At 68.5% G+C, this 24,917-nt stretch carries 21 protein-coding genes; 9 read left to right on the plus strand and 12 right to left on the minus strand.

What is annotated here, in order from left to right; genetic code table 11:
- Positions 1-16: 16 nt before the first annotated feature.
- The 4 genes from AC3ERS_RS16890 to AC3ERS_RS16905 form a co-directional block, all read right to left on the minus strand.
- Positions 17-1,117 (minus strand): inositol-3-phosphate synthase, encoded by a 1,101-nt coding sequence (locus tag AC3ERS_RS16890; protein WP_357448368.1) that lies wholly within the window; start codon positions 1,115-1,117, stop codon positions 17-19.
- Complete coding sequence (locus tag AC3ERS_RS16895) at positions 1,110-1,667, minus strand: PadR family transcriptional regulator (protein WP_067786837.1); 558 nt, start codon at positions 1,665-1,667, stop codon at positions 1,110-1,112. The genes AC3ERS_RS16890 and AC3ERS_RS16895 overlap by 8 nt, the downstream gene beginning before the upstream one ends.
- A gap of 119 nt (positions 1,668-1,786) precedes the next feature.
- Positions 1,787-2,560 carry a DUF1707 SHOCT-like domain-containing protein gene (locus AC3ERS_RS16900; RefSeq protein WP_431968483.1) on the minus strand — a complete coding sequence of 258 codons (774 nt, stop codon included), beginning with the start codon at positions 2,558-2,560 and terminating at the stop codon, positions 1,787-1,789.
- Between the two features lie 19 nt (positions 2,561-2,579).
- Positions 2,580-3,662: a DUF1707 SHOCT-like domain-containing protein gene (locus tag AC3ERS_RS16905; protein ID WP_431968485.1), complete on the minus strand. Its 1,083-nt coding sequence runs from the start codon at positions 3,660-3,662 to the stop codon at positions 2,580-2,582.
- 437 nt (positions 3,663-4,099) lie between these two features.
- Between AC3ERS_RS16905 and AC3ERS_RS16910 the strand changes: the two genes are divergently transcribed.
- Both AC3ERS_RS16910 and AC3ERS_RS16915 read left to right on the plus strand, forming a co-directional pair.
- Positions 4,100-4,519 (plus strand): DUF5318 domain-containing protein, encoded by a 420-nt coding sequence (locus AC3ERS_RS16910; RefSeq protein WP_162272772.1) that lies wholly within the window; start codon positions 4,100-4,102, stop codon positions 4,517-4,519.
- Positions 4,520-5,303: 784 nt separating this feature from the next.
- On the plus strand, positions 5,304-7,508 hold the full coding sequence (locus AC3ERS_RS16915) for a transglycosylase domain-containing protein (protein WP_431968487.1): 2,205 nt from the start codon (positions 5,304-5,306) through the stop codon (positions 7,506-7,508).
- 131 nt (positions 7,509-7,639) lie between these two features.
- On the opposite strand, the gene AC3ERS_RS16920 is transcribed toward AC3ERS_RS16915, so the two are convergent.
- A complete protein-coding gene (locus AC3ERS_RS16920) occupies positions 7,640-7,900 on the minus strand; it encodes a hypothetical protein (protein WP_431968489.1) in 261 nt (86 codons plus the stop codon).
- A 193-nt stretch (positions 7,901-8,093) separates the two neighbouring features.
- On the opposite strand from AC3ERS_RS16920, the gene AC3ERS_RS16925 reads away from it, so the two are divergent.
- On the plus strand, positions 8,094-9,827 hold the full coding sequence (locus tag AC3ERS_RS16925; RefSeq protein WP_431968491.1) for a glycosyltransferase family 87 protein: 1,734 nt from the start codon (positions 8,094-8,096) through the stop codon (positions 9,825-9,827).
- A gap of 197 nt (positions 9,828-10,024) precedes the next feature.
- Here AC3ERS_RS16925 and AC3ERS_RS16930 read toward each other — a convergent pair whose 3' ends face one another.
- On the minus strand, positions 10,025-11,611 hold the full coding sequence (locus AC3ERS_RS16930; protein ID WP_431968493.1) for a TerD family protein: 1,587 nt from the start codon (positions 11,609-11,611) through the stop codon (positions 10,025-10,027).
- A gap of 31 nt (positions 11,612-11,642) precedes the next feature.
- Positions 11,643-13,001, minus strand: coding sequence for a TerD family protein (locus AC3ERS_RS16935; protein ID WP_431968495.1), 1,359 nt, complete (start codon positions 12,999-13,001; stop codon positions 11,643-11,645).
- Between the two features lie 178 nt (positions 13,002-13,179).
- On the opposite strand from AC3ERS_RS16935, the gene AC3ERS_RS16940 reads away from it, so the two are divergent.
- Genes AC3ERS_RS16940 through AC3ERS_RS16950 form a run of 3 tightly spaced genes read left to right on the plus strand, consistent with a single transcriptional unit; the run spans position 13,180 to position 15,273 of the window.
- Complete coding sequence (locus AC3ERS_RS16940; protein ID WP_431968497.1) at positions 13,180-13,803, plus strand: AIM24 family protein; 624 nt, start codon at positions 13,180-13,182, stop codon at positions 13,801-13,803.
- Positions 13,804-13,813: 10 nt separating this feature from the next.
- Entirely contained in the window at positions 13,814-14,506 is a 693-nt protein-coding gene (locus tag AC3ERS_RS16945; RefSeq protein ID WP_431968499.1) for an AIM24 family protein, read from the plus strand.
- A gap of 2 nt (positions 14,507-14,508) precedes the next feature.
- A complete protein-coding gene (locus AC3ERS_RS16950) occupies positions 14,509-15,273 on the plus strand; it encodes an AIM24 family protein (RefSeq protein WP_431968565.1) in 765 nt (254 codons plus the stop codon).
- Positions 15,274-15,383: 110 nt separating this feature from the next.
- Here AC3ERS_RS16950 and AC3ERS_RS16955 read toward each other — a convergent pair whose 3' ends face one another.
- From AC3ERS_RS16955 to AC3ERS_RS16970, 4 genes are read right to left on the minus strand one after another with little or no spacing between them, the layout of a single operon-like run.
- A complete protein-coding gene (locus tag AC3ERS_RS16955; protein WP_431968501.1) occupies positions 15,384-16,169 on the minus strand; it encodes an HAD family hydrolase in 786 nt (261 codons plus the stop codon).
- A gap of 57 nt (positions 16,170-16,226) precedes the next feature.
- A complete protein-coding gene (locus AC3ERS_RS16960; RefSeq protein WP_431968503.1) occupies positions 16,227-18,845 on the minus strand; it encodes a phosphoribosyltransferase domain-containing protein in 2,619 nt (872 codons plus the stop codon).
- Positions 18,842-20,053: an HpcH/HpaI aldolase/citrate lyase family protein gene (locus AC3ERS_RS16965; RefSeq protein ID WP_431968505.1), complete on the minus strand. Its 1,212-nt coding sequence runs from the start codon at positions 20,051-20,053 to the stop codon at positions 18,842-18,844. Before AC3ERS_RS16965 ends, AC3ERS_RS16960 begins: the two co-directional genes overlap by 4 nt.
- Before the next feature lie 13 nt (positions 20,054-20,066).
- Positions 20,067-21,290 carry a hypothetical protein gene (locus AC3ERS_RS16970; RefSeq protein ID WP_431968507.1) on the minus strand — a complete coding sequence of 408 codons (1,224 nt, stop codon included), beginning with the start codon at positions 21,288-21,290 and terminating at the stop codon, positions 20,067-20,069.
- 144 nt (positions 21,291-21,434) lie between these two features.
- On the opposite strand from AC3ERS_RS16970, the gene AC3ERS_RS16975 reads away from it, so the two are divergent.
- The 3 genes from AC3ERS_RS16975 to AC3ERS_RS16985 all read left to right on the plus strand — a co-directional run bounded on the left by AC3ERS_RS16975 (position 21,435) and on the right by AC3ERS_RS16985 (position 23,993).
- Positions 21,435-22,010, plus strand: a complete 576-nt coding sequence (locus AC3ERS_RS16975; RefSeq protein WP_431968509.1) for a TerD family protein — start codon at positions 21,435-21,437, stop codon at positions 22,008-22,010.
- Between the two features lie 159 nt (positions 22,011-22,169).
- Entirely contained in the window at positions 22,170-23,276 is a 1,107-nt protein-coding gene (locus AC3ERS_RS16980; protein WP_431968511.1) for a DUF475 domain-containing protein, read from the plus strand.
- Positions 23,277-23,369: 93 nt separating this feature from the next.
- Positions 23,370-23,993: a TerD family protein gene (locus AC3ERS_RS16985; protein WP_431968513.1), complete on the plus strand. Its 624-nt coding sequence runs from the start codon at positions 23,370-23,372 to the stop codon at positions 23,991-23,993.
- Positions 23,994-24,005: 12 nt separating this feature from the next.
- Here AC3ERS_RS16985 and AC3ERS_RS16990 read toward each other — a convergent pair whose 3' ends face one another.
- Positions 24,006-24,896: a DMT family transporter gene (locus tag AC3ERS_RS16990; RefSeq protein ID WP_431968515.1), complete on the minus strand. Its 891-nt coding sequence runs from the start codon at positions 24,894-24,896 to the stop codon at positions 24,006-24,008.
- Between the last annotated feature and the right edge of the window lie 21 nt (positions 24,897-24,917).

Consider the following 24,917-nt stretch of genomic DNA (forward strand, 5'->3'; position numbering starts at 1 on the left):
CATCGAGTCGTCGGATCTACTCCGCGCCGATGATGAACGCTTCCAGCTGGGCGCGGGCGATGTCGTCCGCGAGCTGCTGCGGCGGGGACTTCATCAGGTAGGCCGAGGCCGGGATGACAGGTCCGCCGATGCCGCGGTCCTTGGCGATCTTGGCCGCGCGCACCGCGTCGATGATGATGCCCGCCGAGTTGGGCGAGTCCCACACTTCGAGCTTGTACTCCAGGTTCAGCGGCACGTCGCCGAAGGCGCGACCCTCGAGGCGCACGTAGGCCCACTTGCGGTCGTCGAGCCAGCCGACGTGGTCGGACGGGCCGATGTGCACGTCGTTGGCGCCCAGTTCCTTCTTCAGGTTGCTGGTGACGGCCTGGGTCTTGGAGATCTTCTTGGACTCCAGGCGCTCGCGCTCGAGCATGTTCTTGAAGTCCATGTTGCCGCCGACGTTGAGCTGCATGGTGCGGTCGAGCTGCACGCCGCGGTCCTCGAACAGCTTGGCCATCACGCGGTGGGTGATGGTCGCGCCGACCTGGCTCTTGATGTCGTCGCCGACGATCGGGACGCCCGCGTCCACGAACTTCTGCGCCCACACCGGGTCGGAGGCGATGAACACCGGCAGCGCGTTGACGAAGGCGACGCCCGCGTCGATGGCGCACTGGGCGTAGAACTTGTCCGCCTCTTCTGAACCCACCGGCAGGTAGGACACCAGGACGTCGACCTTCGCGTCCTTCAGGGCCTTCACCACGTCGACCGGCTCGGCCTCGGAGAGTTCGATGGTTTCCGCGTAGTACTTGCCGATGCCGTCGAGCGTCGGGCCGCGCTGCACGACCACGTCGGTCGGGGGCACGTCGGAGATCTTGATGGTGTTGTTCTCGCTGGCGAAGATCGCCTCGGCCAGGTCGAAGCCGACCTTCTTGGCATCCACGTCGAACGCGGCGACGAACTTGACGTCGCGTACGTGGTACCGGCCGAACTTGACGTGCATCAGACCGGGCACGGTCGAGGTCTCGTCCGCGTCCTTGTAGTACTGCACGCCCTGGACCAAGGAAGAGGCGCAGTTGCCCACGCCCACGATGGCCACGCGAACTTCGGTGGCGTTCTCAGCCGTATTGATGTCACTCATGGCCGATGGTTCCCTCTTTCTGTGGTGCCGCCTTCGTTGATTGCTCCGCCGCAATCAACTCGTTGAGCCAGCGCACTTCGCGCTCGCTTGATTCCAGACCGAGTTGGTGGAGCTGTCGGGTGTAGCGATCCAGCGACCCGCTGGCCCGTTTGATCGCTTCCCGCAATCCCTCTCGGCGCTCCTCGACCTGCCGGCGCCTGCCCTCCAGGATCCGCATCCGCGCCTCCGCGGGAGTGCGGCTGAAGAACGCCAGGTGGACGCCGAAGCCGTCGTCGGTGTAGTTCTGCGGGCCGGTGTCCGCGAGGAGCTCCGTGAAACGCTCCCGCCCCGCCGGTGTCAGTTGATAGACCCGCCGCGCGCGGCGCATGGTGACGCCCGCGACGTTCTCCTCCGCGATCAGTCCGTCCGCCTGCATGCGCCGCAGCGTCGGATAGAGCGAACCGTAGGAGAAGGCCCGAAACGGCCCGAGCAGGCCCGTCAGCCGCTTGCGCAGCTCGTAACCGTGCATCGGCGCTTCGAGGAGCAGCCCGAGGATTGCCAGCTCGAGCATCGGGCGTCACCCCCTGACTGTTGTGCAGACCTAACCGATGGATGCGACTTCCGAGTATATCGCGCCGATATAACCGGGCACAGCGATGGGCGATATATGGGGCGTTCACCCAGGTCGGATCAGCGGTTGGGCGGGCGGACGTTCAGCGGTTCGCCGTCGAAGAGGACGGTCATGAATCCGGTCTCGCTCATCTCGTTCTGCACGTAGATCTGCACGTAGGGCTGCGCGCCCTTCTTGTCCTCGCGCTCGATGCTCACGTGCGAGATCGGACTGCCCGGCAGCAGCACCGACTGCGAGGCTCCCGCGAGCAGGCGGGCGAGGATCGGCAGGTCGATGGCGCCCATGTCGACGGTCGGGGTGTCCGGCTTGCGCGAGGACGGGTTGCCGAACAGGGAGAAATCGCCGTCGAAGTGGTAGTAGACGGACTTGCCCTTCTCGTTGCGATAGAAGAGGGCGTAGCGCGGATAGACGGTGACGTCGTCGGCGACCGTGTCGCCGAACTCGGCGCGATACCTGTCGATGAAATAGGCCAGGCCCGCGCCAGTGGTCAGGTCGGGCAGGGGGTCGGCGACGGCCCGATCGACCGCGCTGTGCGCGACGCAGCCGACCAGCCCGCCCGCGATCAGGGCCGCGGCCAGGATCACCGCGGGAATCCAGCGCGTTCGTCCGCGTCCGCCGCGCACCACGGGAGCGTCGACCAACTCGCCGGGAATCTGCAGGTCGTCGATCAGCTTGTCGAGATCTCCGAACGACTTGGCGCGCATGGCGATACCGGTGCGGGCGGTGTGCTCGGACTCGGTGAGCTGACCGTCGGCGAGCGCGGCGTCCAGCAGTCCGCAGACATCGGCGCGATCGCTGTCACTGGCCCGCAGGCGGGCGGTTTTCGACGCCATCAGCGCTTCCCCTCGCCGGTCATCCGACCTCCCTGACCTTCAGCACCTCACCCGACGGCGAGATCACGACGCTGCCGTGCTGGCTGCGGTCGTTGCGCACGCGGATCTCTACGAGGGGCCTGGCGTTGCCCGCGCTGGAACCGTCGGCGGAGATCTCGATGGAGTCGACGACACCGCCGGGCACCTTGGTCATCGCCGGCGCCGTGGCGAGCACCGCGCCGATCGCCTCGACGTTCAGCGTGGCCAGGTCCACGCTGCGCGTGTCCGGCCTGCGCGTGGTGATGAGATTGTCGTGCTGGGTGAATCCGCCCCAGTAGTCCCAGTCGACCGACCACTGCGGCCCCTCCGGCGCGATGCGCTGCACCGATGCGAAATCCTTGTGCAGCCAGAGCTCGTCGACGAGGGTGTCGCCGAACTTCTCCCGGTACTTGTCGCGGTAGAGCGTCATCCCGGCGACGGTGTACAGCTCGGGCCTCGGCAGCACCAGCGGCTGCACCGTGCCCAGCTCGACGGGGACGGCCTGCGCCGGGACCTCGCTGTCGTCGCGTCCCGCGGCGAAATACCCGGCCCAGACTCCGAGCACGGCCACGACGCCCACCGCGGCACGGAACCGCAGATTCCGGCGCGAATGCGGAGGACTCGGCGGCGACGCCGCGGCGGCGCGTTGCACATCGGCCACCAATTCGCCGAGATCACCGAGGGTTTTCGCCTCGGAAGCCAGCTCGGTGAGCGCCTGGTGCTCGTCCGCGTCCAGCTGCCCTTCGCCGTGCGCGTCGTCGAGCACCCGAATCGTGTTGGCACGATCGGCATTCCGCGCCCTGGTGTGGTCCGGATAACTGGCGCGGGTTCGCGCCCGCCGCAAAGGTTTCCGCGTCTTCGCCGACCCGCCCGGCGCCAGATCACCGGCGGCAGCGGGAACTTGCAGGTCGCTCGTCAGGCGCGCCAGCTCACCGACGGTCTTGGCGCGCCCCGCTTTCGCCGTGCGGTCGTGATACTCGTCGGCCCCGAGCTGCCCCTCCGCGTAGGCCGCATCCAACAGACCGCATGCGTTCACGCGGTCCAGATCACGCGCTCGCATGCGCCCGTTGCTCCCGGTGGACACACACGAATCGTAAACAGAACATGCCCACCGGGAACGGTTCCCGCGAAACCGAAGGAGGCGAGCACCATGCACGGCATCGATTCGTGCACGTCGCCGAGGAAATGCGGCGCGCCCGAGTCACGAACCGAGTCCCGCGGCGGCCTCCGTAAGCCCCCTGTACAACACGGAACGGATCGCCTTGTCCTGAACCACCGTCCACCGCGGACGCCGGATGCCGAGCGAAGCGACGCGACATGTGCAATAAATGTCACGGATCTGCGCCTCGTGCGGACTGGACAAGCCGAGGGAAGCTAGGCGTCCTCGCCGAGCGACACAGTGATAGGTGCAGGTCGACCCGGAAAGCGAAGCGCTCCGGGTCGCGAATCGATGTCCGGTGTGGCCTACGTAAGGCGAGCGGAGCGAGGCGTCAGCGCCCGTACCCCGCTACTCTGGTTGGCGTGCGAATTCAGCGGCAGGTGGTCGACTACGCGCTCCGGCGCCGGTCGCTGCTGGCTGACGTCTATGCGGGCCGGGTCGATGTCGCCGAGGTATGTGATGCAAATCCCTATCTCCTGCGTGCGGCGAAGTTCCACGGCCGGGGGAGCGAGGTCACGTGCCCTATCTGCCGGAAAGAACAGCTCACCCTCGTATCCTGGGTCTACGGCGACGGCCTCGGACCGGTGGCTGGTTCGGCTCGCACACCGGAGGAGCTGACGCGCCTCGCCGAGACTCGCGAGGAGTTCTCGGTGCATGTCGTCGAGGTATGCCGGAGCTGCAGCTGGAATCATCTGGTGCAGTCCTATGTGCTCGGCAACGCCCCGGCGCCCACGCGTCGCCGTACGGGTACGCGAGCGAACCGACGTACCGCCGCCGAGTGATGTGCCTGGTCATCTGCCAGTCGGGTGACATGCGGAGCCTGCACGTGTCCGCCGCGGTGCCCGTGACCGCACCCAGCCAGCCTGACCGATACGAGTTATGGAGATCTTGTCAGTGAATTCGCCCTACGAGACTTCCCCCTACGGCGATGAACCGCACGGCGGCCGTACTCAGCGAAGTTCACAACCGGCTCCGAACCCGACTCCAGGCCAGCGCCAGGCGCCCCCTCCCGGTTTCCGCCCGCTACCGCCACCGGGCGGTCCGCGGCCGGGTGGCCCGCGTCCCGGCACACCTCAGGGTGGCCCCAACGGTGGCCCGCAGCCGCCGCATCGTCCCGGCCCGCCGCCGCAGGGTCGTCCCCCACAAGGTCGTCCCCCGCAGGGCCGTCCTCCACAAGGCCGCCCGCCCGAGGGTCGCCCGCCGGAGGGTCGTCCGCAGCCCAACGCCGCGCCCGGTGGCGCCGCCGGCGCGACCCAGCGCATTCAGCGGCCCGGTCAGAATCCGCAGGGCGCGCCCCGGCCCAGCTCGCTGAGCGAGGCGGTCGCCGAGCGCGATCGGCGATCCGGTCCGAGCGCCGCCGTCCGTCCCGCGGGCGGCGCGCGGCCGAACACCGGCCAGCGGCCCGCGATCGACCGCGACCGTCGTCCGAACGGTCCCGCCACCGGTGAGCGCCGCGCCCAGTCCGGCCAGCCCCCTTCGGGTCCGCCGCCGCGCCGCAACGGCGGCGGTGACGGTGGTTCCGGCGGAGCGGGTAAGCGGCCAGGCGCGAAGAGGATTCCTTGGAAGATGATCCGCCGGACGCTCTACGTACTCATCGCCCTCGCCATCGTGGTGCCGAGCGCCGTCTTCCTGGTCGCCTACTCCACGGTGTCGGTGCCGCAGCCCGGTGATCTGAAGACCAACCAGGTCGCGATGATCTACGCCGAGGACGGCAGCACGGTGCTGAGCAAGGTGGTCCCGCCACAGGGCAACCGCACCGACGTGACCATCGAGCAGATCCCGCCGCACGTGCGCAACGCCGTGATCGCGGCCGAGGACCGGGATTTCTACACCAACCCTGGCTTCTCCATCTCCGGCTTCGTGCGCGCGGCCCGCGACAACGTCCTCGGCAAGGAGAGCGCGGGCGGTGGCTCGACGATCACCCAGCAGTACGTGAAGAACGCGCTGGTCGGTGACGAGCGCTCGCTCACCCGAAAGATGCACGAGCTGGTGATCTCCGCGAAGATGGCGCGGCAGTGGAGCAAGGACGAGATCCTCGCCGCCTACCTGAACACCATCTACTTCGGTCGCGGCGCCTACGGCATCGACGCCGCATCCAAGGCCTACTTCAACAAGCCGGTGCAGGATCTGACCGTCGCCGAGGGCGCGGTGCTGGCCGCCACCATCCAGCTGCCCTCGCTGCTGGATCCGGAGAAGAACCCGGAGGGCGCCAAGACGCGCTGGGGCTACGTGCTCGACGGCATGGTCGACGGCGGCAACCTGAAGGCCACCGACCGGCAGGGCATGCAGTACCCGCAGGTGAGCCCCCTCGCGCAGACCCAGGACAAGACGCTGGATTCCGGACCCGAGGGCCTGATCAAGACCCAGGTGCTCGAGGAGCTCGCGTCCGCGGGCATCAGCGAACAGCAGCTCAACACCGCCGGTCTGCAGATCACCACGACCATCGATCCGAAGGCGCAGCAGGCCGCGGTCGACGCCGCGACGAGCAAGATGCAGGGCGAGCCCGAGCAGCTGCGGACCTCGGTGGTGTCGATCGACCCGCGCACCGGCGCGGTGCGCGCCTACTACGGCGGCAACGACGGCCAGGGCTACGACTTCGCCAACGCGCCGCTGCAGACCGGTTCCTCGTTCAAGGTGGTCGGCCTGGCCGCGAACCTCGAACAGGGCATTCCGCTGTCGCAGATGTACGACAGCTCGCCGCTGACGGTGAACGGCATCAAGATCACCAACGTGGAGGGCGAGTCCTGCGGCATGTGCACCATCGCCGAGTCGCTCAAGCGTTCGCTGAACACCAGCTTCTACCGCATGCAGCTGGACATGGGCAACGGTCCGCAGAAGATCGCGGACATGGGCCACAAGCTCGGCATTCCCGAGGAGCTGCCCGGCGTCGGCAAGACGCTGTCCGAGCCGGGCGGCGCGGGCCCGAACAACGGCATCGTGCTCGGCCAGTACCAGGCCCGCGCGCTCGATATGGCCTCCGCCTACGCCACGCTGGCGGCCTCCGGCATGTACCACGCGCCGCACTTCGTGCAGCGGGTGGTGACCGCCGACGGCCAGGTGCTGCTCGACCGCGGCGACGTTGCGGGCGAACAGCGCGTCTCGGCGGCCGTCGCCGACAACGTGACCGCGGCGATGAAGCCGATCGCGGGCTACTCGCGCAACCACGGCCTGGCAGGCGGTCGCGAATCGGCGGCCAAGACCGGCACCGCGCAGTTGCTCGACACCGGCGAGAACAAGGACACCTGGATGGTCGGTTACACGCCATCGCTGTCCACCGCCGTGTGGGTCGGCAGCGTGGACAACTCGCCGCTGCGCAACTACGCGGGCGGCATGATCTACGGTTCCGGCCTGGCGTCGGACATCTGGAAGTCCACCATGGACGGTGCGCTGCAGGGCACGCCGACCGAGACCTTCCCGAAGCCCGCGCCGATCAAGGGCCAGGCGGGCGTTCCCGAGTGGACCGCGCCCTACACCCCGCCGTCGACGGTCGACGCCCCGGCGCCGCCGGTCGTGATCGCGCCGACCCAGGTGGAGATCCTGCCCGGCATCACCATCCCGGTCCCCGGCGTGCAGCCCAACCCGCGTCCGCAGCAGCAGCAACAACGTGAGCAGGACCCGGGCCCGCTGCCCGGCCAGCCGGTCGCGCCGACCGATGGCAGCTCGCCGACCCAAACGGGCTCGCCGCGTCCGGGCGGAACCGGAAACGGCGGCGGAAACGGAAACAGCGGCCAGGAAGAGGGCTCCAGCCCTCAACCCACTCGCAGCCGTTAGGCAAGCAGCTGAGACCGGCGAGACCGCCCGGAGGAATCCTCCGGGCGGCCTCGCCGATTGTCCAGGTCAGCGACTGATGGAGCGGTCGTCTTCCACAACGACGCCACGCCGCAGGCCTGGCCGCTCCGAAATCAGACTCTGGTGATGTACCAGAACCCGTTCGGGTCCTGATAGCAGCGATCGTGCACACCAGCCCAGGTCAGGCACTCGGAGTAAGAGCCGTAGCCCTCGAGGACGACCCAGTTGCCCTCCCCGACCTTGACGCACCTGTCGCGGACGCCTGCCCAGGTCAGGCACTCCGCATACGACGGATACCCGGCCGATGCGTTCCCCGCGAGTCCGAAGACCGCAGCGCTCGCGATGGCGACGACCGTCAGCAATTTCTTGAGCATTCCCACCCCTCTTCTCGAAGATCGGCTTCCTCCCGTTGCACAGCCGATCACCGTAATTATAACAACGGCAACAACTCTGAATACGGTTACGAGGCAACACCGGCTCCCAGCGGCCGAGTGCCGCGGGGACACACGCACTCGCGCCGAGCAGGGGCGTAGGTCGGCTCGACCGCACCTATTAGGCTCGGGTTCCGTGACCGATCAGCAAGTGGTGGACGTGCGGACAGGCCAGGCCGCGCGCTCCGGCGGGGGCTCGGGCGGCGGGACACACTACGCGGCGCCCGCGCCGCTGGCGCCGGACCTGCGCTCGGCCGACGCGCGGGATCGCCCGAGCCGCAACGATTCCCTCGCCGCGCAGCTCAGCAGCGTCGTCGGCGGGCCGGTGGGCGATCACGCGCTGATCGGCCGGGTCCGGTTCTGGACGCCGCTGCGGGTGATCCTCGCCTTCACCGTGGTGTTCCTGGCGCTGGGCTGGGCCACCAAGGCGGGCTGCATCCAGCAGACCGAGGCGGGCGACGGCTCGCTGACGCTGGATTGGAACAACGGCCGCCAGTACATCGCGATGTGCTACTCGGACACGGTGCCGCTGTACGGCGCCGAACGCCTGGACGAAGGTGCGTTCCCGTACAAGAAGGCCTGGGTCGAGCAGACCCCGGACGGCGGTCGCGAGACCAGGTACATGGAATACCCGGTGCTTTCGGGCCTGTACCAGTACGTGTCCATGCAGCTCGCCAAGACATGGGACACGCTGCCGCTGCCCGGCGCGCTCCAGGTGGTCATCTACTTCAACGTCGTCGCGTTCGGCCTCGCCATGGCCTGGCTGGTGACCGTGTGGGCCTCCGCGCTGCTCGCCGGGCGCCGGATCTGGGACGCGGCGCTCGTCGCGTGCTCGCCGCTGGTGATCGTGCACGCGTTCACCAACTTCGACGCGCTGGCGACCGCCTTCGCCGCCACCGGCCTGCTCGCCTGGGCGCGGCGCAGGCCGGTGCTCGCCGGTGTGCTGCTCGGGCTCGGCGGCGCGGCGAAGCTCTATCCGCTGCTGTTGCTCGGCCCGATCGTGGTGCTGTGCCTGCGGGTCGATCCGATGCACCGGGTGCCGAGTACCCGGATCGGACTGCGCCTGCGCGATATCGACAGCGGGCGCGCGGCGCTGACCTGGCTGCGCGAAACGCCCTACCGTATCCAGTTCTTCGGCTTCCGTCCGCTGGGCGCGGCCATCGTCGCGGTGGTGGCCGCGGCGGGCACCTGGCTGGCGGTGAATCTGCCGATCGCGCTGCTGTATCCGAACGGCTGGCGGGAGTTCTTCCGGCTCAATACCACCAGGCACGCCGATCCGGACTCCATCTACAACGTGATCACCTCGTTCACCGGCTGGTCCGGTTTCGACGGCGAACTGAACCACGGCGAGCCGCCGTCCATTCTGAACGCGGTCTCGCTGCTCCTGTTCGTGGTCGCCTGCGCCGCTGTCGCCTACATCGCGCTGACCGCGCCGCGCCGCCCGCGCGTCGCCCCGCTGTGCTTCCTGGTGGTCGCCGCGTTCCTGCTCACGAACAAGGTGTGGAGCCCCCAGTATTCGCTGTGGCTGGTGCCGCTGGCCGTCCTCGCGCTGCCGCACCGCCGAATCCTGTTGGCCTGGATGACCATCGACGCGCTGGTCTGGGCGCCGCGCATGTTCTACTACCTCGGCCTCGACCGCAAAGGCCTGCCCGAGCAGTGGTTCACCGGCACCGTCGTCCTGCGCGACCTCGCCGTGATCGGACTGTGCGCGCTGATCGTGCGGCAGATCTATTGGCCGGGCGAGGACTTGGTGCGCCGCGATTTCGTGGACGACCCGGCGGGCGGCGTATTCGACCGCACCGCCGACCCCTTGCTGCCCTGGCTGCCGGAACCGTTGCGCCCCAAGGCGACTCTCGTCCGCACCGGTTGAGGCGCTGCCGCAACGGCCCGCCCGCACCGGCTGACGCACTACCGCAGCGGCTCCGGGCCCACCTCCTGACACACTGCCGCAGCGGCTCCGGACCAGATCGCTGATTCGCTATCGCAGCGGTCGGCCGCGTGCCGCTGCGAGCGCGCCTACGCCGCAAGTGGATTCGCCAGACGCGACCGGCGAACGCAACCGCGGCGCTACTCCGAACGCAACAGCTTCGCCGCCAGCTGCGGATCTCGCGGCAGCAGATCCAGTTCCAGTTGCCACGCGCTGCCGGTCCACGGATCGAACAGCGGCGTGTCCTCGACGGTCGGCAGATGGCGGCAGGCCTGCGAGAGCGCGGCCACGGTCCCGTCCGGCGATTCGGATTCGTCGCTGCCGACGATCACGATGGACAGTCCGATCAGGTCGCCGCGCAGGGTCAGCGCCGAAATGCGCTGGGCGTCGGAGGCCTGGTACCCGTGCGGGAAGTCGGCGGCCAGCAGCACCCGATGCTCGGCGGGTGGCGTGAAAGCGCCACTGGTGTAAGCCATCTCGGCGAGTTCCGCGGCGTCGACCAGGGCTTGCAGGCGCGGCGAGATATCGCCGTGCTCGGTGATCGGCGGACCGTTCAGCACCGGTCCTAGCGGTGCGAGCAGTCCGGTGAACGCGCCGGTCAGGTCGATGACATCGATGCGGGTGCGCCTGCCGGGATCGGACGCGAGCAGCCGCGCCAGCAGCGCGCCGACCACCGGAACCACCGCCGCCGACCGCTCGGTGTCGATCCACAGCGGCCGGGTCAGCGGCACCGGTACGCAGTACGGAATCCGCAGCGGGCCGCGTTCGATCGCGTACAGCTCGCCGAGGCGGATGCCATCGCTGATCTTGGCGTTGCCCTCCCATGCCGGTGACGACCAGGAGGCCAGCGCGGGCGGCAGCAACCGGTCGGCCTCGGCGAGCTCGCGCATCAACTGCTCGCTGTCGCGCCGGTGATTGCCCTCGGCGACGGCGACGAGTTCGTCGCTGCGCCGTTGCGCCTCCTTGCGTTTCGCCTCGGCGCCCGGCGTGTTCCTCGTCGCGGGATCGGAGACCGCGGCCGAGAGCTCCTCGTCCAGCCGTTTGGCGGCGTAGTCCCGTGCCGAGACGAGCGCGGCGGCCGAGCGCGCCGCGTCCTCGAAGATCATCCACAAACGTTCCAGCCCGTGCGAGACCTCCAGCACGGGAGCCTCGGCCGGATGCTGGGACTGCCGGGGACCGGCGATGGCGGCGCGGTCGCCCTCCGGATGCGGCGCGTGCGCGCTCGCGTCGGCGCCGCCGGAGACCTCGACGCCGTGCGCGGGCAACAACACCGGAAGCCCGCCGGCGTAGCCCTGACCGACGGCGCGGACCTTCCACGCGTCGCCGCGCCGATAGACCTCGAGGCAGATCAGCGCAGCCTCTCCCGCGGCGGGCGTGATCGCGAATTCGGCGGTGAGAGCGCCGTTCTCGGCAAGCGACGCGGTCACCGGACCGAGCTCGCCGCCGCCGGGCGCGGTGGGATCGGCGCTGACCACCAGCAGCACCGCCTTCGCGTCGGCGCGCACCTCGGCCAGGGTGATGGTCACCTCTTCGCCGGTCAGCGCGACGCCGCCGGTGCTCGGCTGGTTGTAGAAGACGAAGTCGGCCGCGTCGCGAACCCGCAGGTTCTCCGCCACCACCAGCGCGGAAACATCGAGCGCCGCACCGGCTTTCACGCCGAACCGGAGCACCTCGCCGGAGAGCGGGATGTTCTGGCCTGCCTTCAGTTGAATCACGTTGTCTGCCATGCTCTTCGCGCGTTCCCCCGACGAGCCTTCCTCAGAGGAAGCGGCCCAGCTGGGGGATCGCCTCGCCCGGATGCTTGGCCTGGAAGCCCTCGCCGAGCGCCTGCATCTTCCAGTCGCCGCCGACCCGGAACACCTTCGCCATCGCCATCGCGGTGAACGGCATGCCGCCCGCCATGGTGTACCTGGCGAGTTCGGCGTTGTTGGATCCGTCGACGAGCCGGCAGAACGCGTTGCGCACCTGCTCGAAGGTGTGGCCCTTGTAGGAGGTCACGATGAACACCAGAGAGGTGATGTGCGCCGGAATCCTGGTCAGGTCGACCAGGATGACCTCGTCGTCGCCCTCGCCCTCGCCGGTGAGGTTGTCGCCCTGGTGACGCACCGAGCCGTCCTTGGACGACAGCTGGCCGTAATAGGCGTAGTCGGCCGGGTTGGCGTCGGCGAACATGATCACCGAGGCATCGAGGTCGATATCGACCGTGCGGTTGCCGAACATCCCGCGGCTCTGTACCGGATCCCAGCCGAGACCCATCTTCACGAAGGTCAGCGCCTGGCCGCCCTCCTTGCGCAGCGTGACGCGCTGACCCTTCTGCAAGCTGACCGGGCGGTCCTTGCTCAGGCTCACCTCGCCGGTGGGCTGCGCGGCCTGCTGCGGCGCAGTGCCTTGCTGCTGCGCAGTGGCCGGTCCCGGCGGCGGCGGGTAGCCACCGCCGGGCGGCGGCGCGTACCCGGTGCTGGGCGGCGGGTAGGAGCCGGTGGACGCGTACTGGGGCGACTGCTGCGCCGGGGCCGTCGGCGGCGGGTAGTGCGCCGGCGGCGCGGCCTGGGTCGGCGGCGCGGCCTGGGTCGGCGGCGCAGCCTGGGTCGGCGGCGGCGGGGCCGCGGGCGCTTCGTCGACGGTGACGCCGTGGTCGGTGACGAGCGCGGCGAAACCGCCCGCGTAGCCCTGGCCGACGGCGCGCACCTTCCAGGAGCCCTGGCGGCGGTACAGCTCGAGTGCGATCACGATGGACTCGGAGTCGAGCCCTTCGATCCGGTACTCGTACAACCGATTACCGCTGGAGTCGGACACGACGGCGGTCGGCGGCGCTGACCTGCCGAAGTTGCTGGAGGCGTCGTCGAGCGTGATCACCGCGCGGATCTGGTCGATATCGGCGGGCACCGCGTTCAGCGACACGGCGAGCGAGGCGGGCTGACCCGCCGGTGCGGGCTGCAGGTTCACGCCGGGGCCGGACGGCTGGTTGAAGAAGACGAAGTCCGCGTCCGAGCGGACCTTGCCACGCTCGGTCACCAGGAGCGCGGACAGGTCCGCCGGTGCCGACAGCTGGACGGAGATCACCACGTCGTTGGTGGCCAGTGGACCGTTCTGGCCCTTGGCGAGAGTTGCGGACAAGGTCGACCCTTCGCTTGTCGGTGCGTACGGTTGCCACTCTACGAGAAACGGCCCTGCCACCGCCGGAGTAAACGTCGCGCACGGCGTTGCGAACCTCGTGTGTCCGTTACAGTGACCGCGAGCAGCGGAACGTGACAACGACCCATGTTCCCGAACGAGACAGCAGGGCAAACACCGGATGGCACAACTTTTCGAACAGTCGAAGAAGGTGGTCGAGGCTCATCTCGCCGGAACGAGTGTCCGCGCGATAGCCGGGTCGATGATCGCCTACGAGGGAAACGTGCAGTTCAAGTCCGCCGGGTTCGGCGGAGGCGACGGCGTGCTCGCCGGGCTCAAACGACGCGCCACCGGCGAGAAGCTGTCGCTGATGGAATGCGGCGGGCACGGCAGGGTCTTCTTCGCGGTGAACGGTCAGCACGTGTCGGTGGTGAACCTGAACGGCGAAACCCTGCAGGTGGAGTCGCAGCAGTTGCTCGCCTTCGCCGGGAATCTGCGCACCGACGTGCGTTTCGCGGGTTTGCGCGGCGCCTCCACCGGCGCCGGGTTGTTCACCACCACCGTCACCGGACAGGGACAGGTCGCGCTGCTCTCGGCGGGCGGGCCGCTGATCCATCTGGAGGTGTCGCCGCAATATCCGCTGGTGGTCGATCCGGACGCGTTCGTCGCCGCGCAGGGCAATCTGAACCAGTCCTTCGTCACCGATGTCTCCTGGCGGACCATGGTGGGTCAGGATGCGGGCGAGGCGTTCTCGCTGCGCTGGGAAGGCCAGGGCGTCGTGTTGATCCAGCCTGCGGAACGGTAAGGGGCCGGGGATGTTCGAGAAAGTCAACGGCAAGGTCGTCAAGGTCGACGTCGGCATGGCGGGCGGCGTGGTCGCCCGCAGCGGCGCGATGCTCTTCTACACCGGCGACATCTCCTTTGCGCCGCATCAGATTCCGGGTGCGCAGGGCATGGGCGGCGGCGGTCTGATGGGCATGGCGGGCCGCATGATGGCGGGCGAGCACGAGCGCACCATGCTCGCGCAGGGCAACGGCCAGGTGCACTACGGCTTCGCGGGGCTGGAGGTGCACGTCGTGCAGATGCAGCCTGGCGCGTCGCTGCGAGTGGAAGCCTCACGGCTGCTTGCCAATACCGCGGGGCTGCAGAGTTCGATCGTCTCGGTGGCGAGTTCCGGCGGCGGCGGTGGCGGCGGGCTGATGGGCGCGCTGCGCGGCGCGGCCTCCGGCGCGCTCACCGGCCAGGGCATGTTCACCACCCAGCTGTCCGGGCACGGCGCCGCGGTGCTGCTCGCGCACGGCGGGTTCCTGGAACTCCAAGTGGGCGGTCCGAATCCGATCGTGGTGGACCCGCAGGCTTTCGTCGCCGCGTACGGCAATGTGCAGACCGAGTTGAAGACCGCGCTGAGCTGGCGTGACGCGGTCGGGCGCGGCTCCGGCGAGGCGATGCAATTGCATTGCGTCGGACAGGGAGTCGTCTACGTGCAGGCCTCCGAAGAGAAGTTGTGACCATGGCCCAGATCCACAACCCGATGACGCTCGGCGAGAGCGACAACATCCCGGGGAACACCTACGCCTACTGCATCGACCTGAACAAGCCGTGGTTCATGCGCAAGGGCGCGATGATCGCCTACTACGGCCAGATGAACTTCCAGCTGCTCACCCACGGCCTGCACGGCGGGCTGATGCACATGGTGTCGCAGCAGTTCTCGGCGCCGCTGTTCACCAACGACTACGTGGTGGCCGAGGGCCACGGCAAGCTGATCATCGGCGACCGCGGCTACGACATCAATTCCTACGATCTCGACGACGGCAACCTCACCATCCGCGCGGCCAACCTGCTCGCCTTCGAGCCGGGTCTCGCGCTGAAGCAGTCGATCGTGCCCGGCTTCCTCACCCTGATCGGCACCGGCAAGTTCCTCGCCTCCTCCAACGGGCCGGTGATGTTCGCCGAACCGCCACTGCGGGTGGACCCGGAATCGCTGGTCGGCTGGGCCGATTGCCCCTCCCCCAGCCACCACTACGATCACCAGTGGGTGTCCAGCTTCCTGGCCGCGGGCGCGGCGCGCTTCGGCGTGAACTCCGGCGAGGAGCGGCAGTTCGACTTCACCGGCGCGGGAACGGTGCTCATCCAATCCAGCGAAAAGGTCATGAGCGATTCGGTGCTGGTGCGCACCATCGAGGGCCAGCTCCAGAGCGGCGTCACCGTCGGCGGCCTGCAACGCATCCAGGCCGTCGTCGCCCAGCAGCTCGCGGGTCAGCAGCAGCACTACTGAGACCGCTCGACCGGCGCGACGCCCACGCCGCGCCGGTCCCGTGCCGCAGCGGGCACGGTCGGTCGAAGTCCAGCCTCCGGCGCACTGCCAGAGCAGAGGCGGAGCTCCGCCTACTCGGCGGCGGGCGCCGCCTTGATGAACCAATTGATGATCTCCTCGCCCGCGAGGATGCCGGTGGCGCGGGTGATGGTGAGATTCGGGCTGGTCCAGTTGAGTTGTTCCAGTTCGCCGTGCCTCGGCCGGATGGCGGAGTCGGCGGCGCGCAGCATCTCGGCGTCCAGCGCGCCGTCACCCGCGGCGAAGGTCTTCGCCTCGTCGGTGAGCTCGCCGGATTCCCTCAGGCGGCGGCGCACCTCGGCCACCGCGATGCTCTTGCACACCGTCTGCGGCATCGTGTAGATCTTGCGGCCCTGCTGGGAGGCCGACCAGCCGCGCTCGCGGCACCAGTCGTCCCATTCGGCGAGGAATCCCTCGGGCACCGCCTTGGGTTTGACCACCAGATAGCAGAAGAGGTGGTCGGCGACGCGGAACTTGGAGACCCAGGACTCGTCGATCCTGGCGCGCAGTTCAGCGCTCACCTCCGAGAGGGTGGCGCCGCTCTGGCGGACCTTCACGTCGATGTCGATGCGCCACCGCATGTCGGGGACGCCGTCGACCAGGATGTTGCCACCGTTGCTGGTGATGGCGTAGCGCCACGGCGCACCCGGCAACTGAATCCGGTTGAACTGCTTGATGGTCCGCGTGGTCGTCGGGATGACGGCCGCAGGCTCGGTGAGCGTCTGCATGCGCAGCGCCGCCGCCGTCGTCATGAACGACAGCGGCGCGCCCTCCAGATGCTCGACGCACACCGTCGGCACCTCCGCGGCGGTGCTGAAGGCGTTGCGTGAGTAGATCATCGTGCGGTCGAGATCGGTGGCGACTAGCGCTTGTCTTCGCGGTCTTACCAGGAGCATCTACTTCGGTACTTCCTTGATCAATCCCATGCACGAATACGCCAGATCGGGGACGACCTCGACCGGCACACCGCGCGCGGTAGCGAGCATCCGGATGTGCGCGTGTTCTGGGGCGTCGGCCTCGCGGACCAGCACCCGCCACGGCACGCGCCGCAGCAGCACCCGGGTGGTCTCGCCGACCCCCGGCTTCACGAAATTCACACTGGTGATGCCGTATTCGGCACGCACCTGCTCCACCGAGGACCAGCCGGTCCAGGTGGGCGTCCGGTCGGAACCGAGCACCGCGGCCAGCTCGGTGGGCACCAAGGGGCGCACGGCATCGAAGGCACCGTCCACAGCGTCGAGCAGACGATTCGAGACGTCGTCGCCCGCGAGTTCGCGGTAGAACTTCGCGCCGTGGAAATCGCCGGGCCCGATGAGCGTGTCGTTCAGGACGGTCCGCGAAATGAGCCCTGACACTGTGGAATTCAGGCACGCGGAGGCGATCAGGAAATCGTCGCGGGTGCCGTAGGTTCGCACGCAGTGCCCGGGATCGGCGAGCACGGCCAACTGGTCGTCGAACCGCGCGCCACCCGCCGCGTGATAGGCGTCGAGCGCCTCGGTCAGCTCCTTGGCGATCGCGCCCTTGCCGGTCCAGCCGTCGACGAACACCACCGAGGCCGGATCGTGGTGCTCGGCAAGGTAATCCAGCGCGACCGCGTCGATGCCGCGGTCGCGCACGATGGACACCGCGTAGTGCGGCACGTCCAGGCTCGGCAAATCCGCGCCGCGACCCGAGCGCAACCAGCGCTTCATCAGGATCCCGACCGGCGTGCCCGCGCGCGCCAGCGACACGAGCACGATGTCCTCGCCGCGCTCGGCGACCACCAGTTCCGAGACCGTGGCCACGGCGAGCGCCAGCCGTTCGGCGCTCTCGGCGAGCACTTGGTCGAAGAGAGTGCGATAGGCGGCGTCCGGCTGGTACTCGATCGGCAGCGATTCCGCGTAGTGCGCGACGCCCGCTTGGATGCTACGCTCCCGCTCGGCCACGTCGGCCTCGAGGTCGGCGTCGGACAGATCCTTGAGCAGCCAGCGGACCTCGTCGGCCGCGTACGACCCGAACTCGGGACCGTACAGGGGCGCGGGAAAGGGCTCGAACGGTCGAGGCTCCCGTGTCGCTTCCGCCATCGTTTCCCATCCCACCGCTCGGTTCGTCTCTGCCTCCCTGTCGGCGTCGGCGACCTGCGCGTTCGCACGCCGCTCGACGTCCAACTTACGCGGATCGGCCCCGGGCACGAGCGCGACGAGCACATCCGCCCCCGACGCGGTGAGCACGTCGACCAGGCCGCCCTCGGCGACGAGCTCCGGAGTGTCGGCGGGTGGATCCAGCACCACGATCAGGATCGGCTCGGCGGAGCCACCGTCCGCGGCCCGCTCCCCCTCGCCGTCGGCCGTCTCGAACGAGCCGTCGGTGAGCTCGCGCAGTTCCGCGTCGAAATCCTCGGGCCAGCAGGCGTTGTAGAGGTAGCGCGGCGCTTCGGCATCGGGTTCCGGTGCGAGAAAACGGAATCCGCGCCGCAGCGGGTACCCCGGTTCGTCCAGCACGTAGGCGGGCGACCGGGTCGTGGTCTGGAACCGGGTCGGAATGCCCGACTCGGCCAGCGCCGCCGCCAACCGCAGCGGCAGATACATCAGCTCCTCGTGGCCGAGCACGATGACCGGTCGATCCGGCGCGTCGATCGCCAGACGCGCGTCCAGCACCGCGGCCGCCGCGGCGACGGCCGATTCGAAGGCCGCCGTCTCGTCGTGCAGGATGCCGTGCCGCCCGCCCTCCGGCACCGAATCGGGCCACGGCAATTCGATCCGCCCGAACGAACCACGTTGCGGCGCCACAGGATTCAGCGTCGGATCGGGCATCGAGGTGACCGCTTCGATCAGGCCGTCGGGTAGCTTGGTCAAACCCGAGGCCAGGCAGACGGTATCGATGCGGGCGCCGAGCTCGGCCGCCGCGCTCTCGAAAAGGGCCCGATCCTCGGCGGTGCGCATGTCCACCAGCGAGGCGAGCACGTAGTGCGAGCGTGGGGAGAACTCGTGCAGTGCGCGCACCGCGTCGATCGCCGTTGCCCCGGTGGAGATTTCGTCGTCCACCAGCACCAGCGGCAGGTCGTTGCGGAAGATCTCGGCGGGCGCGGGTTGCAGCAGGTGCGAGGTGGCGTGCGAGTGCCCCTCCTCGAAACCGGCCAGGGTGTCGGCCTCCGGCACGTCGCGCCGCGTCGAATGCAGATAGCATCGCGCCCCGATCCGCGCGGCCACCGTGTGACCGAGACCCGTTGCGGTCTCGGCGAATCCCAGCACGACGGCATCCGCCCCCGTAACGCCCGCGCGCTCGTCGAGTACGGCGCGTACCAGATCACCGAGTCGGTTGCCCGCGTCGAGCACCACCCCCGGGTCGGTGGGCAGGTGCTTGCCGAGCACCGTCGAGACCAGCAGGTGCGCCCGGCGCGGATTACGCCGCAGACCTGGCTCGATCAGCATCTCGATCGACAGCTCCGCGGGCAGCACGCCATCGGAGCTCGTGCCGTGACAGGACAGGTGATGCAGTTCGATGCCGAGTGTTCGGGTAGCCCAGGGTCCACTCATACCTTCACCAACGCCGTGAGCAGATCCACGAACGACACTCCCTTGTTCGCCACGCCGAACACCCTGGCCCGCAACAGCGTCTGGCGGGCCCAACTGCGGTGCGGGCGCATTTCGTTCATCTTGTTGCGGTAGCCCGAGGCCGCCACGCCGCCCACGTCGACCTGGAGGATGTCCAGCGCGTCGGAGTACTCCTCGTGCGTCACCACCGACAGCGCGTGCACCGCCGCGACGTGCGACGGGTGGATCACCGTCTTGCCCTGGATGCCGTTGGCGCGGTCCAGCGTGATCTCGCGCAGCAGGCCGTCCAGATCCCGGCTGACCAGGTACTGCCGGAAAGGCACCGCGTCGGACTCCTCGAACGGCGCGGTGCGCAGCAACGGACGGAACATCCGCTCGTGATCGGCGAAGTACTCCCACACCGGCCCGGTGATGACGAATCCGGTCCCGTCGGCGCGGCCCAGGTAGTTCACGATGTCGGCGATGACGTCGGCGACCACGCGCACGTCGTAGATGGTCAGGTCGCGGTCGCGGCGGATGCCGAAGGTCGAGCACATGTCGGTGGCGCCGACCCGCACCGCGAGCACCCGCTCCCGGTGTTCGGCCAGCATCGCCGCGATGTGCGTCAGCTCCTGATCGCGGGTCTGGCGGTGCACCAGCGCCGCCGATTCCAGCACCGGCATCCCGTAGAGCGGCCGCCGCAAACGCTCGACCGCGGACTCGAGCGCCTCCAGGTAGGCCAGGCCGGTGGAGCTGTCGAACTTCGGGAAGACGAATCCGGTGAGCGCGGGCGCACCCTCCCCGAGCCGGTCGACGATCTCGCCGATGGCGCCTGCCTCGCGCACGCGAATGAACAGCAGCGGGTTGGGATCCGGGCCGGCCGCCAATTCCGCCAGCGCGGCGACCGCCTGGCTCTTGGCGAGTTCGACCTCGTGATCGGCGACGGCGTCTTCCAGATCGATCACCATCGAGCAGACGCCGCGCTCGGCGCGCCGTCTGATCGTGTCGGCGAGGTCGGCTCTGGTAGCGGGCGCGTACAGCGTGGCGCCCAGCCCGTACGCGAGCAGATCCCGGTCGGCGTTGTCACCGAACGGCTCGGGCTGCCGGTGGAAGAGATGTCTGGCATCGGGGCCTTGCAGCTGCCGAAAGTGGCGCAGCGGCAGTCGCTTCCGCAGGGATACTTCCTGCTGGATGGCGACGGGAGCGGTCATCGGTGCTCCGTCCTCATTCTCGTCGTGGTCCTGCTTGCTTTCTCATTCGATCCACTACCCCGGCTATGAATTCGGTGACGGCATCGAGTTCCGCCACATAGGCCCAGTAATCGGGGTGTCGCCCCGACAGTGTTTCGGTGATTCTTTCGATTCGTTCGGCCTGCGCGTCCAGCACAGATCCCCATTCGCCCGCGAGCCCCCGGCTCACCGCGAGCATCTGTGCGTCTCGCAGTCTGAATCGTACGGCTTTGGCCTTGTCTTGCGGGTCCTCGCGAACCGAACGCAACAGCTCGAGCCGCTTGGTGACGGCGTCGATCAGCTGCTCGGCCCTGGTGAGGTCACCCCGCGCGGTAGAGGTCAATTCAAGGGCTGACTCCGGGTTCTTCGCGACCGATGCGGCGCGCGCCCTGGCGAGAGCGTCGGCGGCGGCATCGATGGCTTGCTGGCATCCCCGCCCATTGTTGGCCAGATCCGCCGAACTCGCAGCATTGAACTCGCGCAGCAGCGCCGAGTAGGCGGGCCCCACCCCCTCGGCCCGGTTGCGTACCGCGGACAACCTGGTATCCACCGAGGTGAGCGCCGTATTCGCGGCGCCGAGCCGAGATGGGGCCTGCGCCAACGCTTCTGCCAATTCCTTGGTCGCCGCCTCCAGGCGATTCGCCGCCGCGCGGACGGCGCCGACGCCGGATCCGGAGCCGCTGCCTGCGGATTCCAGTGTGACCAGTGCCTCATCCACGGCGACGGCACGCAGGCGCACCGAGGGGTATTCGGCGTACTCGGAGTCGGCGGCCTGGCCGCGCACCGCGGCGGCCGCGACCTTGACCTGCTGCGCCAGCTGTGGCACCGACCGCACGATCGCGACGGCGTGCTCGAGCCCCGCCTGATTGCCGCGATAGAACTCGTCCACCGCGCGGGCCGCGTCGACCAGCTGCCTGGTGACGGCATCGGCCCGCTGCCGACCTTCGGCGAGGTCGGTGTCGTCGCGCTGCGCCGCCTCGAGCTCCTCGGTGAGCGCCAGATACGCGCCCGCCGCGTCGTAGCAGCGCCCGCGCACCGGCTCCCAGGCCGCCGCCGACCCCCGCTCGGAGAAGACTTCCTCCGAGGCTTGCACTGCGGCCTCCGCCGCGCTCTGGCGCCGATCCATGTCGAGAAACGCGTCCGCGAGCCGGGTCCGCGCCTGCTCGATCCATTCGCTGTTCCCGGACGACCGGAACCAACTCCGCCTACGCCCTGCCACGCCCCGATGGTAGGAGATCTTCCTGTTCGCCGGGGGTTCCCCCAGTTCCTACGCAAGTTCGCCGAAACCTACTACTGTCGTAGGTCGTACCCGGCGATTCGGACATGCTGGGAACCACAGACGGACTAATGAAAGGGATCCCGCATGGGTGTCAGTTTGTCCAAGGGCGGCAACGTCTCGCTGACCAAGGAGGCGCCTAACCTGACTGCTGTTTCCGTCGGCCTGGGGTGGGATATTCGGACCACTACCGGTACCGACTTCGACTTGGACGCCAGCGCGATCGCGACCGGTGGCGACAAGAAGGTGCTGAGCGACCAGCACTTCGTGTTCTTCAACAACCTCCGCTCGCCCGAGGGTGCGATCGAGCACGCCGGCGACAACCGCACCGGTGAGGGCGAGGGCGACGACGAGGTCATCAACGTCGACCTGGCCAGCACCCCGCCGACCATCGAGAGCATCTTCTTCCCCGTCTCGATCTACGACGCCGACACCCGTCAGCAGTCGTTCGGTCAGGTGCGCAACGCCTACATCCGTGTCGTGGACCGCAGCAACGGCACCGAACTCGCCCGCTACGACCTGAGCGAGGACGCCTCGACCGAGACCGCCATGGTCTTCGGCGAGCTCTACCGCAACGGCGCCGAGTGGAAGTTCCGCGCCATCGGCCAGGGCTACGCCTCCGGCCTCGCCGGCATCGCCCGTGACTACGGCGTGAACGTCTAACGAAGACACGCGCAATACGAGGGGGCTCGGTCGACGAGCCCCCTCGTCGTGCGACCGGGCAGTTGTTGCGCCGGGCGCATTCGTTGGACATCCGGCGGTTCAACGGCCACGCTGGTATCAATCTCGCCGTTTCTGTTCCCCATCACGAAAGGTCCCCGCGTGGTCCTGCGCATTTTCGGCCTCTCCGGCATCGTCACGGTGGTGTCGCTCGCCGTGGCGCTGCTGTACGGCGGCCCTACCGCTCTGGCGCTGTGCGCCATCCTCGGCATTCTCGAAGTCTCGCTCTCCTTCGACAACGCTGTCATCAACGCCACCGTGCTGGAGCGAATGAGCGCGTTCTGGCAGCGCATCTTCCTCACCATCGGCGTCCTGATCGCCGTGTTCGGCATGCGCCTGGTGTTCCCGCTCGCCATCGTGTGGATCACCGCGGGCCTGAACCCGGTCGAAGCGTTCGACCTGGCGCTCAACCCGCCGCCGGACGACGCGCCGTACTTCGCCGACGGCAGCCCGAGCTACGAGACCCTGCTGACCGACGCGCACCCGCAGATCGCGGCGTTCGGCGGCATGTTCCTAGCGCTGCTGTTCCTGAACTTCATCTTCGAAGAGCGCGAGATCACCTGGCTCGGCTGGCTGGAGCGGCCGCTGGCCAAGGCGGGCAAGCTCGACATGCTCTCGGTCGTCGTCGCGGGCCTCGGCCTGATCTTGACCGCCGAGTTCGTCGCCGCGGACGACAAGCGCGCCACCGTGCTGGTCGCGGGTCTGCTCGGCATGATCACCTACATCGCGGTGGACGGGCTCGGCTCCATGTTCCACACCGAGGATCTGGAACACAGCGGCCCGTCCGAACTGGCCAAGGCCACCGGTAAAGCGGGCTTCTTCCTGTTCCTCTACCTCGAGGTGCTCGACGCCTCGTTCTCCTTCGACGGCGTGATCGGCGCGTTCGCCATCACCTCCGACCCGATCATCATCGCGCTCGGCCTCGGCTTGATCGGCGCCATGTTCGTCCGGTCCATCACGGTGTACCTGGTGCGCAAGGGCACGCTCTCGGAGTACGTGTACCTGGAGCACGGCGCGCACTGGGCGATCGGCGCGCTCGCGGCGATCCTGCTGGTCTCGATCGGCGTGCACATCAACGAGCTCATCACCGGTGGGATCGGTGTCGCGTTCATCGGCGCCGCGTTCGTCAGCAGCGTGATTCGCAACAAGCGCGAGGGTGGCGACGAGGAAGAACTCGAGAGCGAGCGAGCTGTCACCCCGGTAGGCTGATTTCCGGCAGGCAGCCGACGAACTCGAAGCGGCAGCGGCCCCTCCCCGCGGAGGAAAGCCGTTGCCGCTTCTCTTTTTCGAGGGGGATCGCGCATGGCGTCCGAGCAGCAGTCCGGCGGTGTGAGTCTGCCGAAGGTGACGTTGTCCAAGGCGACACCGAGCATCAACCTCACCAAACCCGGTGAGCAGCAAGGGGTGTTGCGGGTCAATCTGAACTGGTCGCGTGGCGGCAAGGGATTCCTCCGCAGATCCAAGCCGGTCGATCTCGATCTCGGCTGCCTCTACGAACTGGCCAACGGCGTCAAGGGCGTCGTACAAGCGGTGGGCGACAATTTCGGATCCCTGCGGGACGAGCCGTACATCCAGCTCGACGGCGACGATCGCAGCGGCGCCATCACGGCTGGCGAGAACATGCACATCGATCTCGCGCGGCCCGAATTGTTCAAGCGCATCCTGATTTTCGCCTTCATCTACGAAGGCGTGCCGAACTGGGCCGCCGCCGACGGAGTGGTCACCCTGTTCCCCAGCAACGGACCGCAGGTCGAGATGCGCCTCGATTCCCCGGTGAGCGGCGCCCGTTCGTGCGCCATCGCGCTGCTGCAGAACAACGGCCGCGGCATCACGGTGCACCGAGAGGTGCAGTACATCAACGGAACCCAGCGCAAAATCGACGAGGCGTACCGCTGGGGCATGCAATGGCACAGCGCGACAAAGTGATCCGGCGCGTGGTCATCGGACGGCCACGGGCCGAGGCCGCGTCGGCGCGGCGGCCGGCCCGCGGGAGGCGAACACCAGTCCGATGAGGCCGATCGCGAGACCGGCAAGTGTCAACGGGCGCAACGGTTCACCGATCAACACCCAGGCCAGCAATGCCGTCACCGCGGGAGTGGCGAAGAACAGCCTGCCGACCCTGGTGGCGTCCCAGCGCCGCAGCATCGCGTTCAACAGCAGGAACGCCGCCATCGAATTCACCAGAACCATCCAGGTGAGCGACCCGGCGAACCGAGCAGTGTCCGAGACCGACAGCTGACCGCCCGCCACCGCGAGCAGCCCGGCCACCGGCGCGCTGGCCACCACGTGCACCGCGGTCGCCGCGCGCGAATCCACCTGCGGCACGAAGCGTTTCTGGTAGATCGTGCCGATGCTGAGGCCGAGCAAGCCGACGACGCACAGGATCAGGCCGACGAGCGAGAAGTGCGACTGGTCGATCACCGCCATGGCCACGCCCATGCCGCCGATGCCGAAGCCGAACCACTGCCTGGCCGAGACCGTCTCGCCGATGAACCCTGAGCAGAGCGCGATCACCACCGGATTCAGTCCCTGGACCAGCGCGATCACCGCGGCCGAGACGTGTTCGCTCATCGCCGTATAGAACGCGCCGAACTGGACGATCTGCATCAACAGGCCCGCGATCACCACATGCCGCAACTGCGTGCCGCAGGGCCACACGGCGCCGACGACACGCGCGTACAGCGAAAGCAGCAGGCCCGCGACGACGAAGCGCACGAAGAGCACGAGCAGCGGCGGTGCGGCCCCCACGCCGACGATCCCGGCGATGAAGGCGCTGCTCCACATCAGCACGAACAGCGGCTGGGCGGCGGGCAGCATGCGGTCCGTCACGATCCCTCCCAAAGTAACCGT

This window comes from Nocardia sp. bgisy134 (genome assembly GCF_057708325.1).